General features: G+C 53.1%; 15 protein-coding genes and 1 tRNA gene. 13 read left to right on the forward strand and 3 right to left on the reverse strand.

The genetic code is table 11. The features are described from left to right. Positions 1-106: 106 nt before the first annotated feature. Both QLG08_RS18585 and rsmC read right to left on the reverse strand, forming a co-directional pair. Positions 107-193: transfer RNA gene (locus QLG08_RS18585), tRNA-Leu, on the reverse strand. Positions 194-354: 161 nt separating this feature from the next. Further along, the gene (gene rsmC / locus QLG08_RS18590) at positions 355-1,386 is read right to left on the reverse strand and encodes a 16S rRNA (guanine(1207)-N(2))-methyltransferase RsmC (RefSeq protein ID WP_029570981.1); all 1,032 of its coding nucleotides are present in this window, start codon (positions 1,384-1,386) and stop codon (positions 355-357) included. 105 nt (positions 1,387-1,491) lie between these two features. On the opposite strand from rsmC, the gene QLG08_RS18595 reads away from it, so the two are divergent. From QLG08_RS18595 to yjjG, 3 genes are read left to right on the forward strand one after another with little or no spacing between them, the layout of a single operon-like run. Then, on the forward strand, positions 1,492-1,902 hold the full coding sequence (locus QLG08_RS18595; protein ID WP_013024509.1) for a DNA polymerase III subunit psi: 411 nt from the start codon (positions 1,492-1,494) through the stop codon (positions 1,900-1,902). Further along, positions 1,874-2,314, forward strand: coding sequence for a ribosomal protein S18-alanine N-acetyltransferase (gene rimI, locus QLG08_RS18600; protein ID WP_014606647.1), 441 nt, complete (start codon positions 1,874-1,876; stop codon positions 2,312-2,314). The genes QLG08_RS18595 and rimI overlap by 29 nt, the downstream gene beginning before the upstream one ends. Before the next feature lie 19 nt (positions 2,315-2,333). Continuing rightward, positions 2,334-3,014 carry a pyrimidine 5'-nucleotidase gene (gene yjjG / locus QLG08_RS18605; protein WP_126843135.1) on the forward strand — a complete coding sequence of 227 codons (681 nt, stop codon included), beginning with the start codon at positions 2,334-2,336 and terminating at the stop codon, positions 3,012-3,014. A 128-nt stretch (positions 3,015-3,142) separates the two neighbouring features. On the opposite strand, the gene QLG08_RS18610 is transcribed toward yjjG, so the two are convergent. Then, positions 3,143-3,811, reverse strand: a complete 669-nt coding sequence (locus QLG08_RS18610) for a YtjB family periplasmic protein (protein ID WP_013024512.1) — start codon at positions 3,809-3,811, stop codon at positions 3,143-3,145. A 107-nt stretch (positions 3,812-3,918) separates the two neighbouring features. Between QLG08_RS18610 and serB the strand changes: the two genes are divergently transcribed. From serB to QLG08_RS18660, 10 genes are all read left to right on the forward strand, one after another. Continuing rightward, positions 3,919-4,896, forward strand: coding sequence for a phosphoserine phosphatase (gene serB, locus QLG08_RS18615; protein ID WP_022622281.1), 978 nt, complete (start codon positions 3,919-3,921; stop codon positions 4,894-4,896). Between the two features lie 13 nt (positions 4,897-4,909). Next, positions 4,910-6,292, forward strand: a complete 1,383-nt coding sequence (gene radA / locus QLG08_RS18620; protein ID WP_013024514.1) for a DNA repair protein RadA — start codon at positions 4,910-4,912, stop codon at positions 6,290-6,292. Positions 6,293-6,384: 92 nt separating this feature from the next. After that, the gene (gene nadR, locus QLG08_RS18625) at positions 6,385-7,623 is read left to right on the forward strand and encodes a multifunctional transcriptional regulator/nicotinamide-nucleotide adenylyltransferase/ribosylnicotinamide kinase NadR (RefSeq protein WP_014606644.1); all 1,239 of its coding nucleotides are present in this window, start codon (positions 6,385-6,387) and stop codon (positions 7,621-7,623) included. A 328-nt stretch (positions 7,624-7,951) separates the two neighbouring features. Beyond that, on the forward strand, positions 7,952-8,884 hold the full coding sequence (locus tag QLG08_RS18630; protein ID WP_207806408.1) for a winged helix-turn-helix domain-containing protein: 933 nt from the start codon (positions 7,952-7,954) through the stop codon (positions 8,882-8,884). Then, on the forward strand, positions 8,881-9,330 hold the full coding sequence (locus tag QLG08_RS18635; protein WP_041930969.1) for a hypothetical protein: 450 nt from the start codon (positions 8,881-8,883) through the stop codon (positions 9,328-9,330). Before QLG08_RS18630 ends, QLG08_RS18635 begins: the two co-directional genes overlap by 4 nt. Positions 9,331-9,572: 242 nt before the next feature. Then, positions 9,573-10,127 carry a fimbrial protein gene (locus tag QLG08_RS18640; RefSeq protein WP_014606641.1) on the forward strand — a complete coding sequence of 185 codons (555 nt, stop codon included), beginning with the start codon at positions 9,573-9,575 and terminating at the stop codon, positions 10,125-10,127. 39 nt (positions 10,128-10,166) lie between these two features. Beyond that, positions 10,167-10,856, forward strand: coding sequence for a molecular chaperone (locus QLG08_RS18645; RefSeq protein WP_207806407.1), 690 nt, complete (start codon positions 10,167-10,169; stop codon positions 10,854-10,856). Between the two features lie 5 nt (positions 10,857-10,861). Next, positions 10,862-13,384 (forward strand): fimbria/pilus outer membrane usher protein, encoded by a 2,523-nt coding sequence (locus tag QLG08_RS18650; protein ID WP_282473132.1) that lies wholly within the window; start codon positions 10,862-10,864, stop codon positions 13,382-13,384. 14 nt (positions 13,385-13,398) lie between these two features. Further along, positions 13,399-14,682 (forward strand): fimbrial protein, encoded by a 1,284-nt coding sequence (locus QLG08_RS18655; RefSeq protein ID WP_110286498.1) that lies wholly within the window; start codon positions 13,399-13,401, stop codon positions 14,680-14,682. A gap of 1 nt (position 14,683) precedes the next feature. Further along, positions 14,684-15,439, forward strand: a complete 756-nt coding sequence (locus QLG08_RS18660) for a molecular chaperone (protein ID WP_181416434.1) — start codon at positions 14,684-14,686, stop codon at positions 15,437-15,439. Positions 15,440-15,473: the final 34 nt, after the last annotated feature.

A 15,473-nucleotide genomic window follows, 5' to 3' on the forward strand; every position in this document is an offset into this window, starting at 1 on the left:
GAGGGACTTGAACCCTCACGTCCGTTAAGACACTAACACCTGAAGCTAGCGCGTCTACCAATTCCGCCACCTTCGCGCAGTGCTCGCGATATGAAATATGTGATTTTGGTGCGAAGAGAGGGACTTGAACCCTCACGTCCGTTAGGACACTAACACCTGAAGCTAGCGCGTCTACCAATTCCGCCACCTTCGCATACCCGCAATACGTTACCGTATTACAACCACGGAGGCGCATTTTAGAGATTTTACTCAATGCGTCAACACATATTTCGCCAGACGGAAACGATCGCTGCAAAAAGCAACGTTTTCAGCCTGGCGACGCGCTAAAACGGCGAAAAAGGCAGAGAAAATGTATTAACGGGCTTTGGCACCGCGACCGTAAACCGCACGATAAACTTTAAAGCGGCCGGTTTGCGCCAGCACTTCGTGATTGCCAAAGGCTTCGTCCAGCACCTGGGGATAAGGAAGGAAGGCGTTCGCGACAATGCGCAGCTCTCCACCGCTGTTCAGGTGCTTAACGGCACCCCGGATCAGCGTTTGGGCGGCATCCAGGCTGGTCTGCGTGCCTTCATGGAACGGCGGGTTAGAGATAATCATATCAAAGCGCCCGGTCACGTCGGAAAAGACGTTACTGGCAAAGACTTCGCCTTCCAGGCCGTTAGCGGCAAGCGTGGCTTTACTGGCCTCGATGGCGGCGGCATGCACGTCACACAGCCACAGGCGCACTTTAGGTGAATGCGCCGGTAACGACGCGGCGATCACGCCTGCGCCGCAGCCGATATCCAACACTTTCCCTTTGGTGTGCGGCGTGAACGTGGATAGCAGTAATGCGCTGCCCGCATCCAGACCGTCGCGACTGAATACGCCGGGTAACGTATGAACGGTCAGATCATCCAGCTGGTAGCTGTTACCAAAGGCCGAGGCATCAAAGGCAGGCTGCTTCTCCAGACGACCATGATAAAGACCACAGCGGCGTGCACTGTCGATTTTTTCCAGGGTCACCCACTGCTCCAGCATCCCTTCCGCACTGCGCACGCCGCTGCGGTTTTCACCTACCACAAAGACATCGCAGCCAACCGGCAGCAGAGACAGCAGATTTTGTAACTGGAATTGCACTTCCGGTTTGTTCTTGGTCCAGAAGTAAACCAGCGTATCGCAGCCCTGAACATCCTCTGCCTGAGCGACCAGTCCATAACGCGCCTGTTCCCCCATACGACGGCTCAGGTTTTGCCAGTGATGATATTGCTGAGTGTGCACGCGTGAAGAGGCGGTCTCAAGCTGTGCGGGCAGGTCATCCTGCAGATCGCCAGCAAATAAAACGTGGCGGGCGGTAAATTCATCACTGTGGCGCAGAATGACTTCGCTGGCCGGGGTAAAAGCAGACATGTAGGGCTCCTGTAAGATCTGAGCGGAGATTATAGTGGTTTGTTGGCGCATGTTCGATGGGTTTGCTAGCATAGCGTCGCATTCAGCGAGCAAAGCAGGTATATCATGACGTCCAGGCGCGACTGGCTTTTACAGCAAATGGGGATTACGCAGTATCAACTGCGCCGCCCGCGCGTGCTCCAGGGCGAGATCGCCGTACGGCTTTTGCCGGATACGCAGCTGATTATTGTGGCGGAGAATCCGCCAGGTTTGCAGGAACCCATCCTGCGTGATGTCCTGCACACGCTCAGTCTTAAACCGACACAGGTGATGACCGTGACGCCTGACCAGCTGCAAATGCTGCCGGAAACGCTCAACTGCGCGGGCTGGCTATTGGGCGTTGAGAGCGAACAAACCTTTAATGGCGTTGCCTTAACCAGCGCTTCTTTTAATGAACTGCTTAGCAGCGGTGCCGCCCGGCGCGCGCTCTGGCAACAGATGTGTGAACATGACAGCCATTTCTTTCCTCACGCCTGACGCGATTCCCGAGGCCTTTGCTATTGAATGTCGCAGCCATGCATTCCCCTGGCGCGAAGAGACCTTTAACAGCAATCAGGGCGAACGTTTTCTGAATCTGCGGTTGGATGTCGATAACCAGATGGCCGCCTTCGCGATCACCCAGGTGGTTCTGGATGAAGCGTCGCTGTTTAATATTGCTGTCGACCCGGCTTATCAACGGCGCGGCCTTGGCCGGGCGCTGCTGCAGCATTTAATCGATCAACTGATTGCGCGCGATGTCATGACATTGTGGCTGGAGGTGCGTGCGTCAAATGCACCCGCCATCGCGCTGTACGAACAGCTGGATTTCAACCAGGTCAGCCGCCGTCCCCACTATTATCCCACCGCCAGCGGCCGTGAAGATGCACTGATCATGGCGCTTACGCTGTAGCCGTTTCTGAGGAGTTTTGATGTTAGAGAACTGGGATTGCATCCTGTTTGATGCGGATGACACGCTGTTTCACTTTGACTCGTTTGCCGGCCTGCAGCGTCTGTTTGCCGGATACGATGTGCAGTTCACCGACCAGGATTTTGCGGATTACCAGGCGGTCAACAAGCCACTCTGGGTGGAGTATCAAAATGGCCAGCTGTCCGCACTGGAGCTCCAGACCCGCCGTTTTGTCGGCTGGGGGCAGAAACTCAGCGTGGCACCGGCGATCCTTAACGATGGCTTTTTGTCAGCCATGGCGGAAATTTGTCTGCCGCTCGAGGGTGCAGTCAGCCTGATGACGCTGCTGCACGGCCGCGTCAAAATGGGCATCATCACCAACGGCTTTACCGCGCTGCAGCAGCGTCGTCTGGAGCGTACCGGCTTTCTCGAGTACTTCTCTGCACTGGTGGTGTCAGAAGAAGTGGGCGTGCCTAAACCTGACGCCAGGATTTTTGACTATGCGCTCGAACAGATGGGACATCCGCAACGCGATCGCGTGTTGATGGTTGGCGATACGCCAGAATCAGACATCCTCGGCGGCATGAATGCGGGCGTTAAAACCTGCTGGATCGACCACGGCTCGCGCCCGCTGCCCGAATCGATCAAACCGGACTGGCGGGTGAATACGTTATCCGAGCTGGAAGCGCTGCTAAAAGGCTGATCCTGGCGCGTTACGCGGATCTGGAAAGCAAAAGGCCCTTAAGACGGGCCTTTTTTCATCGAGTGGGTTGGTGAGGCATGAGAGCAATGTCTGGCAGGCGGTAAAGTAAACCGCGCCGGGCCGTCGCGTCAGACCGAGGGGTTTGCGGTATCGTCCTTTTTCTCGTCCTCATCATCATCCTCTTTCACAGGCGTACTGGCCGTGAGCAGGAACGGAGACTGCTGCCAGCGCGTGCGGCGGTCACGCAGTAACGTACGGCTGAGGATGATGCCAATCGCCAGCGCCAGCAGCATCATCAGGCGCAGAATATTCGTGGTGTTATCCACCTGACGCGATTCGGTGACCAGCACGTGCGTATCCAGCGTCACCCGCAGAAACCCTGCGGGGCCGTTGCCGCCGGTGAGCGGTTGAACGATTTGGTGATTGAAGTAGCTTCCCGCGCGTTTGCCATCCAGCGCCAGCCGATCGCGCACGTTAATATTTTCGCCGCTGTGCGCCACCAGGCTGCCATCGCCTGCATAGACGGACGCATCCAGAATACGGCTGTTTTCGGTCATCTGATTAATAATGGCTTCAATCTGACTGCGGTTGTCTTCGCTGTTATCCATCAGGGGCTTAAGACTGAACGCCACCTGGCGGGTCAGCGTTTGAGCCAGCTCTTCTGCCTGTTCAGAACGCGCCATTTGATGGCCAAGGCTAAACCAGGATGCGCCTTGCATAAGCACCACTAACAGCGCCAGCGAAATCAAAACGATCACCGTGCGATGTAAGCGAAATTTCAGTGCGGTTTTAGCCATTAATTATCCGAATCACGTTACGACAGAAAGCCTGGATATTATGTTGCCAGAAGCAGCGCAGACAAGGTAGCCTCTTGCGTGGTTTTGTTGTTCCTACAGGAGCCCTGATGTCAAATCATCTTACCTGGTGCGATCTGCCTGCTGATGTCTCTCTCTGGCCGGGGTTGCCCCTTTCACTCAGCGGTGACGAAGTCATGCCGCTGGACTATCGTGCGGGTCGAACCGGCTGGTTACTCTATGGTCGCGGCCTGGATAAACAGCGTTTGACCGATTATCAGCACCAGCTTGGTGCCGCGATGGTGATCGTCAGTGCCTGGAACGTAGACGACTACCAGGTGATTCGTCTGGCAGGTTCCCTGACGCCGTTTGCCAGCAAACTGGCGCACGATCTGGCGCTGGATGTGGCACCGCTCGGGAAAATCCCGCATCTGAAAACGCCGGGCCTGCTGGTCATGGACATGGACTCCACCGCGATCCAAATCGAATGTATCGACGAGATAGCCAGACTGGCGGGCTGCGGCGAGCAGGTGGCAGAGGTCACCGAGCGGGCGATGCGCGGCGAGCTGGATTTTACCGCCAGCCTGCGCCAGCGCGTGGGCAAGCTGAAAGATGCCGACGCCAATATTCTTAAACAGGTACGCGATGAGCTGCCGTTAATGCCAGGCTTAACCACGCTGACCAAAAAATTGCAGGCGCTGGGCTGGCAGGTGGCTATCGCCTCTGGCGGCTTTACCTATTTTGCGGAGTTCCTGCGCGACAAGCTGCATCTGTCGTCCATCGCGGCTAACGAACTGGAAATCCGCGACGGTAAACTCACGGGTGAAGTGCTGGGCCAGATTGTGGATGCCCAGTACAAAGCCGAGACGTTAAAAAAACTGGCGAAGCGGTTCGGGATTGCGCCAGAACAAACCGTCGCCGTGGGTGACGGGGCGAATGATTTGCCGATGATCAAAGCCTCGGCGCTGGGCATTGCTTACCACGCCAAACCGAAGGTCAATGAGCAAACGGCCGTCACCATTCGCCATGCCGATTTAATGGGCGTGTTTTGCATCCTGACCGGAAGCCTGATTCACGAAGAGCGTTAACTGAGGAGTTGTTTTGGCCAAAGCGGCAAAACGCGCATTTGTTTGTAACGAGTGTGGCGCAGATTATCCGCGCTGGCAGGGGCAATGCAGCGCCTGTCACGCCTGGAACACCATTACCGAGGTACGGATTGCCGCCTCACCCGCTGCAGCGCGCAATGAGCGCCTCAGCGGTTATGCGGGCAGTGCCGGGACCAGTCGGGTGCAAAAGCTGTCCGAAATCAGCCTGGAAGCCTTGCCCCGTTTCTCGACCAGCTTTAAAGAGTTTGACCGTGTGCTGGGCGGTGGCGTGGTGCCCGGCAGTGCCATTTTGATTGGTGGTAATCCCGGGGCCGGTAAATCCACTTTGTTGCTGCAGGTCATGTGCCGCTTAGCGCAGAACATGAAAACGCTGTATGTCACCGGCGAAGAATCTTTACAGCAGGTGGCAATGCGCGCCCATCGGCTGGGTTTGCCGACTGAAAACCTGAACATGCTGTCGGAAACCAGCATCGAACAGATCTGCCTGATCGCCGAGCAGGAAGCGCCGCAAATCATGGTCATCGACTCCATCCAGGTGATGCACATGGCCGATATCCAGTCTTCACCCGGCAGCGTCGCCCAGGTGCGCGAAACCGCCGCTTATCTGACGCGCTTTGCCAAAACCCGCGGCGTGGCGATTATCATGGTGGGCCATGTCACCAAAGACGGATCGCTGGCCGGGCCGAAGGTCCTTGAGCACTGTATCGACTGTTCGGTGCTGCTGGATGGCGATGCCGATTCGCGCTTCCGCACCTTGCGCAGCCATAAAAACCGTTTTGGTGCCGTGAATGAACTGGGGGTTTTTGCCATGACGGAGCAGGGCATGCGTGAGGTGAGCAATCCTTCCGCCATTTTCCTGTCGCGCGGTGAAGAGATTACGTCGGGCAGTTCGGTCATGGTGCTGTGGGAAGGAACCCGGCCATTGCTGGTCGAGATTCAGGCGCTGGTGGACCATTCGATGATGGGGAATCCCCGTCGTGTTGCCGTCGGGCTTGAACAAAACCGCCTGGCAATTCTGCTGGCGGTACTGCATCGTCACGGTGGATTGCAAATGGCGGATCAGGATGTGTTCGTCAACGTCGTGGGCGGCGTGAAAGTCACAGAAACCAGCGCCGACCTGGCGCTGATGCTGTCAATGGTTTCCAGCCTGCGCGATCGCCCCTTGCCGCAGGATCTGGTTATCTTTGGCGAAGTCGGGCTGGCCGGCGAAATTCGCCCGGTGCCCAGCGGCCAGGAACGGATTTCAGAAGCGGCTAAACATGGCTTCAAACGGGCGATTGTGCCTGCCGGTAACGCGCCGAAAAAGCCGATTGAGGGCATGCGCGTCTACAGCGCGAAAAAGTTGGCGGATGCGCTGGCGATTCTCGATGATCTTTAAGCTTTCCCCAATGCCCTTTTGCCGTTGCGCAAAAGGGCCGGTGAGGGACAACTGTCCTCACGTCGTTGATCATTTTTTGCAGGAGGCACCACATGTCGGCGTTTGATTATTTAAAAACGGCCATTCGCCAGCAGGGCCACACGCTACAACAGGTGGCCGATGCCAGTGGCATGACCAAAGGGTACTTAAGCCAACTGCTTAACGCGAAAATTAAAAGCCCCAGTGCACAAAAGCTGGAAGCCCTGCACCGTTTTCTCGGTCTGGAGTTTCCACGTCGCGACAAAAAAATTGGGGTGATATTTGGTAAGTTTTATCCGCTACATACCGGCCATATCTATCTGATCCAGCGTGCCTGTAGTCAGGTCGATGAGCTGCATATCATTATGGGCTACGACGAGCCGCGCGATCTGAGCCTGTTTGAAAACAGCGCCATGTCGCAGCAGCCTACCGTTAGCGATCGTCTGCGTTGGTTACTGCAAACCTTCAAGTACCAGAAAAATATTCGCATTCATGCCTTCGATGAAGAGGGCATTGAACCCTATCCACACGGCTGGGATGTGTGGAGTGCAGGGGTGAAAACCTTCCTGGACGAGCAGGGGATTGCCGCAGACTGCATCTATACCAGTGAAGCCCCCGATGCCGAAATGTATCAACAGCACCTGGGCATTGAGACGATACTGATCGATCCAAAACGATCGTTTATGAATATCAGCGGCGCGCAGATTCGTCAGGATCCCTTCCGCTTCTGGGAGTATATTCCCACCGAAGTGAAGCCTTTCTTTGTACGCACCGTGGCCATTCTGGGCGGTGAGTCGAGCGGAAAGTCGATGCTGGTGAACAAGCTGGCGAACATCTTTAATACGTCCAGTGCGTGGGAATATGGCCGTGACTATGTTTTTTCCCATCTGGGCGGCGATGAGATGGCACTGCAGTATTCTGACTACGATAAGATCGCGCTGGGCCATGCACAGTACATCGATTTTGCGGTGAAATATGCCAATAAAGTGGCGTTTATCGATACCGACTTTGTCACCACCCAGGCCTTTTGCAAAAAGTATGAGGGACGCGAGCATCCTTTTGTTCAGGCAATGATTGATGAGTATCGCTTTGACCTGGTCATTTTGCTGGAGAATAACGTGCCCTGGGTGGCGGACGGATTGCGCAGCCTGGGCAGCTCTGTCGATCGCCGTGAGTTCCAGAGCATGCTGATCTCGATGCTGGGTGAAAACCACATCGATTTCGTTCATGTGCAGGAAGAAGACTACGATACGCGTTTCCTGCGCTGTATTGAACTGGTGAAAGGAATGCTGGGCGAACAGAGCCCGCTCTAAGGCTTTTACCTTCATACCGGGGCGGGGAAGGAACAAGACGTCGCCCCTTTAATGGCTATTTTTTATTCATATTATTTGCGCCCTCTCTAACCTGAACATGAGAAATAATGGCTCGTGAAAAACCACGTGCAGCCAAATAACGCGCGTAACATTAGAAAACAAAAAAAGAGATTTTGAATTCCCAGGTAACATTATTACGTATTTAAAAACTGATATTATTTCATTTCTTCTGTGTGTTGCTGTTAAATGTAAGTTCAATATTTTTAACTGGTTTATATTGAGGGAATGTTCTTAAGATAGAAATAATGATATACCCGGATGTAATAAGATGAAAAAGATTAGTATTGGTAGCGATGTGGTTTTTTATCCTGGGAAAAGGGAAATTATTAGTCATGATCAGGCGGTGAAGTTGCACTCATCGGCCTCCTATTGTTTTGAATTGCTGATCGCGCGCCAGGGCGAAATTGTCGATCATGAAGCATTTTATCAATATGCCTGGCGCCGGTTCGGTATGGAAGTCAGTGCCAATGCCTTATATCAAAGTATTTCCCTGATCAGAAAAGCGCTGCTGGCATGCGATATCCGCCAGGACGTGATCAGAACAATTCCGCGTCGCGGCTTTATGCTTTCAAACGCAATCCTCATTGAGGAATCGACGACTGCGCCTGAAAAGCGTATTTCTGATGAGGAAGCAGTGGCTGGTAAATGTGCCCAGGAAGACGAACAGCGCATTCCGCTCTTACCTTCGGCCAGTGAAGATGAGGTTTTGCCAAATACGACGCAGCCCGTTATTCAGGATGATGAGAATATTTCAGAAAACCTCATTAATGACATGCCGCATTCTGAACCAAAATCAAAAAAACCGATCGGCGATCCTGAATCTGCTATATTAACACTCAGAAAAAGCGCAAATCGCTATGCGATTTCCCCTCGTCATCTGTTTGTGACAGGGCTGACGGGGTTGACGATACTGATTTGTGGTTTTGCCATCATGGTCTTTTCACTTTACCGCCAGGAAATGGATTTTGTTAAACGCTTTGATATGAATGGATGCGAAATATATGGCAATGAAAAAGCGGATAACAGTCTGGTGGCACGAGTCGCTGTCGATATTAAAGTCGGTTGTACGGAGCGACGAAAAATTTTTATTACAGCGTTCACCAATGGTGAAAGAATTTCAGTTTTACAGTGTAAAAATACCCTTTCACTTTTCGGCTCCCCGGACTGTGTTTCGTATTATTATATAAGGAGTCAGTGGTGAAGTTAACCTTTCTGTTAGCTGTAATCGTGATGACAGCAGCAGGCATTGTCGTATTTATGTTTCGACAGGATTCTGTCCATTGTATAGCAAACATTAATTACATCAGAGGCGGTGAGACATTTTCAGTGATCGCCTCTCACGATATGCGAAACGGTCAGGGTATTATTGCGATTACGGGCCGACTCACCGATAGCGCGCATAAGGTTATCAGCCTGAGTAAAATTATCCGTTTTACTTATCAGCGTGAGGGTAATCTGTATCTTGCGCGATCAACATTAATAGAACCCTCACCGGATAATCAAATGTCTTTAGAGGAGCAACAAAAGTGGCTGCCGGCATTTTTCATTACCGTCGGGGCGACATTTCCGTTTGTCATTAAAAGGACAGGCCTGCAGACGTGGGTATTCTATTCTGGGCCGGTACCGCTTTACCTTTGCGAAAAGTAATGTCGTCAATGTGGCGTTCGCCGTCGTCGCACGCACGGCCTGGCCTGTTGTTATCTTATGAAATGTCTCTCTTCAGCAACACAGGGTTAACATTATCATATTGAATTTAAATATATTTTTTGTTTTCTAAAGCCTTCTTCACATAAGGTCAGAACACTTCACACACAGTTTCTCTCCCATGCCCCTTATGATTCTCGCCGCCAATGAGCATGTTTATTAATCAGAATCACAAGAGGGAACCAATGAAAGCCAGGTCTTTATCACTCGGCATGACAATTGCCTTATGCGGTGCAAGTTTTATTTCTTTTAATGCTTTTTCCGCATCACAAAATACCATTCGCTTTCAGGGCGAGGTCAATGCACAAACCTGTAACGTTAATGTCAATGATGCAACCGGTAGCCCGATTATTCTGCTGCCAACGGTTTCCACTACCGCGCTGAGTACGGCAAAATCAACCGCCGGAAAAACGCCTTTTACCATTAACTTAACCGGTTGTGTTGCACCGGCATCAGGATCAACGCAGGCAATTAATATTAATCTGGTCGGCAACAACATTTCATCGACTGGTGATTTACTGAATACCGGAACAGCGAAAAACGTGGCACTGCGTTTGCTGGATAGTAGTGATAAAGCGATCGATTTATCTGGCGGTGCGGCGACGGTCAGCGGCATGACGCTGGCGAGCGGAAGTACCAGTGCATCACAAAATTTTTCGGTCGAATATTACAGCGACTCTGGAAGCGCTGGTGCAGGTACAGTTTTGAGTAGCGTCCAATATTCTGTCAGCTATCCATAACTATCAGGCCCTCTTTATTTAAGAGGGCAGGAGAAACCTGTGTTTAAATCTAGCGTTATTTTGTTGCTGATGCTGTCAGCCACTCTGTGTCAGGCGAATGTGGTACTAAACGGCACCCGGATAATTATTGATGGTTCGAAAAATGAAAAGACCATCCAGTTTACTAACGCAGGCGATCAGCCTGCGCTTATTCAAATTCAGGCAGTGAATCCTGATGCAAATTCAACGCCGCCCTTTGTGGCGCTGCCGCAAATTTTTCGTATAGCACCGGTCGCCGGTCAAACGGTGAAAGTCAACGTCACTGAAAAAAATTTGCCGCAGGACAGAGAGTCGCTGTTTTATCTGGACTACACGGAGCTCCCCTCTGTTAAAAAGGGCGATGAAGATAAAAATAAACTTTATCTGGTTATTAAGAACAGGGTGAAAGTCATCGTTCGTCCCGGGGATCTCGATTTCTCTGTGGATAAAGTCAGACAGGCGCTTTCCTGGCGTATCGAGGGGCACACAATCCTCCTTAAAAATGCGTCTCCCTTTTACGCCAATATTCGCTCGTTTGTCCTGGTAAAAGGTAATCACACGCTTCCCTGGGACGATGCCGTCACGCTGGCACCTTTTAGTGAACAGCGCATTACGCTGAAAAGCCATTCATCCCTCTCTGGATATGCGCTTAATGCCGTCCTGATTAATGATTTTGGCGCCGACGAAAAAATCAACGTAAACGAAAAATAGCAGAAATGAATAAAGCCACATTATTGTTATTCTTCGCTTCGAGCCTGATTGCAGCCAGGGCAAGTCAGGCGGCTGATGCGCAAAATGACTATACGTTTGATCCTGCTTTAATCCGTGAAATGATGCCGGGACAGGTTGCGATGCCCGTTGATTCACAGGATGCCTGGTTTCAGCCTGGCCGTTACGATGTCGATCTTTACCTCAATGGTAAGTTCCAGCAATCCACGGCTCTGCAAATCGTGCGCGCCGGAGGGCCGCTCTCCGTGTGTCTTACCTCGCCGTTTTATCGGGCGTTTGGCGTCAAAACCCCTTATCTGTCCGCCCTGAAGGCGGAAGACTGCGCACGGCCTGAGGCATTTTTGCCCGGCGCGACCGTCAACGTGAATACGGCAAGCTTACGCGTGGATGTGACCATTCCTCAGGCGATGCTGGTCCAGCGGCCCGTAGGCTATATCGCGCCCGAAAACCTGACGGCGGGCGATACCATGGCTTTCGTGAATTACAACCTTAACCAGTTTTATTCCGATTATAAAAATGCGCAGCGTTTTGAATCCACCTATCTGGGCATTAACAGTGGTATGAACGTCGGGATGTGGCGTTTCCGTCAGCAGGGAAATTTCACCCATGACGAGTTCGGCAATCGCTGGCAAAGCGCCCGGGCCTGGGTGCAACGTGCGCTGCCCACTTTACGAAGTGAGGCGGGGATAGGGGAACTTTTCAGTAACGGTGACTTATTTACTGCTGTCAGTTTTAACGGCGTCAGTCTGGACTCTGACGATCGTATGCTGCCGGATTCTGTTCGGGGTTATGCCCCGGTGGTGCGCGGCGTGGCAAACAGTAATGCACGGGTAACAATCTGGCAGGGCAAGCAGCGGATATACCAGACAACCGTGCCGCCGGGTCCGTTTATCATCAATGACCTGAGTCCGGTGAGCTATGGCGGCGATCTCAGCGTTGAGGTTCAGGAGTCTGACGGCAGCCTTCATCGATTTAGCGTGCCTTATGCGGTGTTACCGCAGTCGCTGCGTCCTGGCCGGACGGACTACAACTTTGCTGCCGGTAAAGTCAGGGATTACAGTAAAGACAACGCCTTTACCGAATTAACCGTTAAGCACGGACTGACCAACGCCATCACCCTTAATGGCGGCGTACGGCTGGGCCAACGCTATCATGCTTTGCTGGCCGGCGGCGTCTGGGCCTCTGACATCGGCGCAGTGGGATTTAACAGCGCGTATTCTGAAGCCGATCTGAACGGCGGTGAGTCGACCCAGGGATGGCGTTACGCACTGAGTTACAGTCGAACCTTTCAGCCTACCAATACCACACTGACCTTTGCCGGATACCAGTATTCCACTCAGGGTTACCGGGATCTTAACGACGTGATTGCATTGAATAATGCAGAAACGCCCGGCCGCAACCTTATCAACAGCGAATATATGCAGCGTAACCGCCTGCAAATGACCCTTAATCAAACGCTGGGGCAGTGGGGCAATGTCTATCTCTCTGGCTCGAAGCAAAATTACTATGATGGACGCTCCCGGACGACGCAGTTTCAGGTCGGCTATGGCACGGTGCTGCCCAAAAATATCGCGCTGAATATTTCGCTCTCCCGCCAGTATTCGCGCAGAGCCTACTCAACCGATCCGCGCATGGGGGTGATGGCCCAGCATGCAGACGATACCTTTTATAAAGATACCCAGTTGCAGGTCAGCCTCTCTGTGCCGTTGGGCTCGGACGCCACCTCACCCTATCTGGCTCTGGGCGGCACGCGGGGAAGCCAGAACGGCAGTAACTACAACGCGTCGCTCAGCGGACTGAGCGGCGAGAGCGGCACCAGCTATAGCGTGAATGTGAATCGCGATCAGCAGCAACGTGATACGACGTTAAGTGGCAGCCTGGGCAAAAAGTTTTCAGAAGCCAGCGTGACCGGTACCGCATCGACCTCTTCGCGGTTTAACCAGATGTCCGTTAACGCGATGGGCGCAGCAGTGATCCACAGCGGCGGCGTGACGCTGGGCAATTATCTCGGCGACACCTTCGCCCTTGTCGAAGCGAAAGGCGCCAGGAACGCCCACGTTCTCAACAGCCAGGGTACCGAGATCGACCGCTTCGGCTATGCCCTGGTGCCGTCGCTTAACCCCTATCACTACAACCGGATTTCGTTGGGAGCCGGCGGCAGCGATAGCCATGTTGAGATACAGGACAGCGAGAAAATCGTCGCGCCCTATGCCGGTGCGATGGTGAAGGTGTCGTTCAGAACCTTACGCGGTTATCCGCTCATGTTAAAGACCCGCACCAATCGCGATAACACGGTGCCGATGGGCGCAGATCTGCTGGACGAGTCGGGCAATCGGGTGGGGACATTTGGTCAGGGCGGCAATGCCTGGTTGCGGGTGGCTAAAACTCAGGGGCAACTGAAGGCCGTCTGGGGAGAGGGCGCACAGTCATCCTGTTTAATTGATTACCGCATCCCGAAACCCAAGCCCGACGCGGTGATCACCTACGCGGATGCCGTCTGTCGTTTTTAGAATCTGAGGTATAAATGATGAAGCGCATTTTAGCGGTAATAACAGTATTTTTTTGGACGGTGTGGCTCCCGGCTCACGCGACCTGCACGCGTATACAGCCGGTCGATCAAGGCTGTGATGCCTGTGGTGCGCCCCTGAATTTCGGCAATATCGGATTAATGAATCTTCGCTATCAGCCCGCCGGCACCGTGCTGGCCCGTTCGGTGTTTCGGGTGGTGCCGTCTGTGGCTAACAACAATCCCGATCGCGTGTTGTACGAGTGTGACCTTGCTGATAAAGACCAACTGTTTGAAGTCTTCGCCACCAACGGTGACAGCAACGTTGGCGGTGCCTGGGACATGGGGAACAACTATTTCCAGACCTATTTTCCTTTTACCGCATTAAAGCTGGTTCACGTGCGCAGCGGTAAGCCTTTTACCCGTATCTGGCAAAAAGTGCCGCTCACGCAGTATGAGATAGACGGGAACAAAATCAAGATCAGGGGGCGCGATTTCAGCCCCATCAGCGCGGAGCTCATTCGTACCGACAGCAACAACCGCACGCCCGGTTACGCGTCATGGGGCTGCCCCTGGGCGGCAGCCGATAATTATACCGGCGCATACAGTTGTAATCAGCCCAATGGCTATGTGGTGTTTATGGGGCCGGGAATGAATGTGCCCGAAGCGGGTCAGGACAGCTGGAACCATTTTGAAACCTGGGGTTCCGGACGTTATATGGCCTTTGGGATGAATACCGCGCCGGTCTCCACCCTGACGCAAAATATGACCCAGGGCTGTCGGGTGGAAAATTATACCGCAAACGTCATTTTCCCTGGCATCAGCATCAACGGGCTTAATGAAGGCCAGGCCGTGACAGCGCCGCTCAGCATTACCCTGGCCTGTGCAAACGGGACCGAGAACATCTCGGGTATTAACTCAGGCCAGCTCTCTCTGGGCTTCCAGCCAAGTTACGCGGCTTGGCTGCAGGCCGAGCAACTGAGTTTGACGACGGCAGGCGGTATCTCGCGCTACCTGGTGTCCGATCGCTATGACAGCGATCCTTCACTGGCAAAAGGCGTCGGCATTCAGTTACAGACGTCCAGTGGTCAGCCTGTCTCCTTTTTGAGCTGGAGCAGCTTCAGCAGTAATGCGGGCTGGCGGCCGGTACTGGAGGATGCGCAGGTCATCAGCGGTGGCCAGCAGAGTGACGAAAAGCTGTATCAGCGTACGTTCAGTGCCCGTCTTGCAAAGATTCCCGGTCAAACAGTGACGGCGGGCCGTGTTGATGCGACCGCATCCATCCTTATTCGGCTGCAATAACATGAAAACGTTTTTTTGGTTAGTTATGTCTATCGCGATTCATGCCCATGCCGCAGTGATTCCACAGCAAAGCCGGCTCATCTTTCATCCTGGCGAGGTACAAATTCCGTTGCTGTTGGTCAACAGTGGTGACGCGCCTGTACTGATCCAGACCTGGATAGACGGCGGTTCACCGGAACGATCACCCGGCAGTAAAGCCTTTCCCTTTGTTGCGCTTCCCGGCGTTTTTACGCTGAATAAAGATGAAAAAAAGCAGATTGCGGTTCTGCGCACCGAGCTGGCCGCACAGCTGCCAAAGGATCGGGAATCCCTGTACTGGCTCAATCTTTACGAGATCAGCGCAGTGAAAAAAAGCACGCTACGGGCGGGCAACGACAAGATCAGCATGGCGCTGAACACTCAGCTTAAAGTGATTAACCGGCCGTTCACGGACACCACGCCCTTTGCGGCACGTGTAAACGCGGTCACTTTTCAGGTAAGAAAAAAGCAGGGACAGTTTTTTATTCAGGCCATAAATCATAGCCGTTACTTTTTTACGCCGGGAAAAATGACGGTGACGGCAGGGGGGAAACGTTATCCCGTTTATCTGGACGGGGATAAAACGCTGGCACCTTTCACCCATAAAGAATATCCCCTCATGGGTGATGAGCCGCCTTTAGCCACAGGTGAGGGCAGCCTTAACTTTACCGCGCTGGACGATCAGGGTAATCCTCAGGTTTTCACGGCAACGCTGAGTCAGGCTTCGGCTTCCCCGTAACATAACCATACGCGGGTGCCCGTATTGTCTGGCA

Origin of the sequence: Pantoea sp. V106_11, assembly GCF_029967885.1 — a bacterium.
In the GTDB taxonomy this organism is placed as follows: Bacteria; Pseudomonadota; Gammaproteobacteria; order Enterobacterales; family Enterobacteriaceae; genus Pantoea; species Pantoea ananatis.

What these genes read in the sequence shown, in the direction of transcription:
- QLG08_RS18595 (WP_013024509.1), top strand. Translation starts at nt 1,492, where the DNA reads ATGACGTCCAGGCGCGACTGGCTTTTACAGCAAATGGGGATTACGCAG.
- QLG08_RS18655 (WP_110286498.1), top strand. Translation starts at nt 13,399, where the DNA reads ATGATGAAGCGCATTTTAGCGGTAATAACAGTATTTTTTTGGACGGTG.
- QLG08_RS18660 (WP_181416434.1), top strand. Translation starts at nt 14,684, where the DNA reads ATGAAAACGTTTTTTTGGTTAGTTATGTCTATCGCGATTCATGCCCAT.
- QLG08_RS18630 (WP_207806408.1), top strand. Translation starts at nt 7,952, where the DNA reads ATGAAAAAGATTAGTATTGGTAGCGATGTGGTTTTTTATCCTGGGAAA.
- QLG08_RS18640 (WP_014606641.1), top strand. Translation starts at nt 9,573, where the DNA reads ATGAAAGCCAGGTCTTTATCACTCGGCATGACAATTGCCTTATGCGGT.
- yjjG (WP_126843135.1), top strand. Translation starts at nt 2,334, where the DNA reads ATGTTAGAGAACTGGGATTGCATCCTGTTTGATGCGGATGACACGCTG.
- rimI (WP_014606647.1), top strand. Translation starts at nt 1,874, where the DNA reads ATGACAGCCATTTCTTTCCTCACGCCTGACGCGATTCCCGAGGCCTTT.
- nadR (WP_014606644.1), top strand. Translation starts at nt 6,385, where the DNA reads ATGTCGGCGTTTGATTATTTAAAAACGGCCATTCGCCAGCAGGGCCAC.
- serB (WP_022622281.1), top strand. Translation starts at nt 3,919, where the DNA reads ATGTCAAATCATCTTACCTGGTGCGATCTGCCTGCTGATGTCTCTCTC.
- rsmC (WP_029570981.1), bottom strand. Translation starts at nt 1,386, where the DNA reads ATGTCTGCTTTTACCCCGGCCAGCGAAGTCATTCTGCGCCACAGTGAT.
- QLG08_RS18610 (WP_013024512.1), bottom strand. Translation starts at nt 3,811, where the DNA reads ATGGCTAAAACCGCACTGAAATTTCGCTTACATCGCACGGTGATCGTT.
- QLG08_RS18650 (WP_282473132.1), top strand. Translation starts at nt 10,862, where the DNA reads ATGAATAAAGCCACATTATTGTTATTCTTCGCTTCGAGCCTGATTGCA.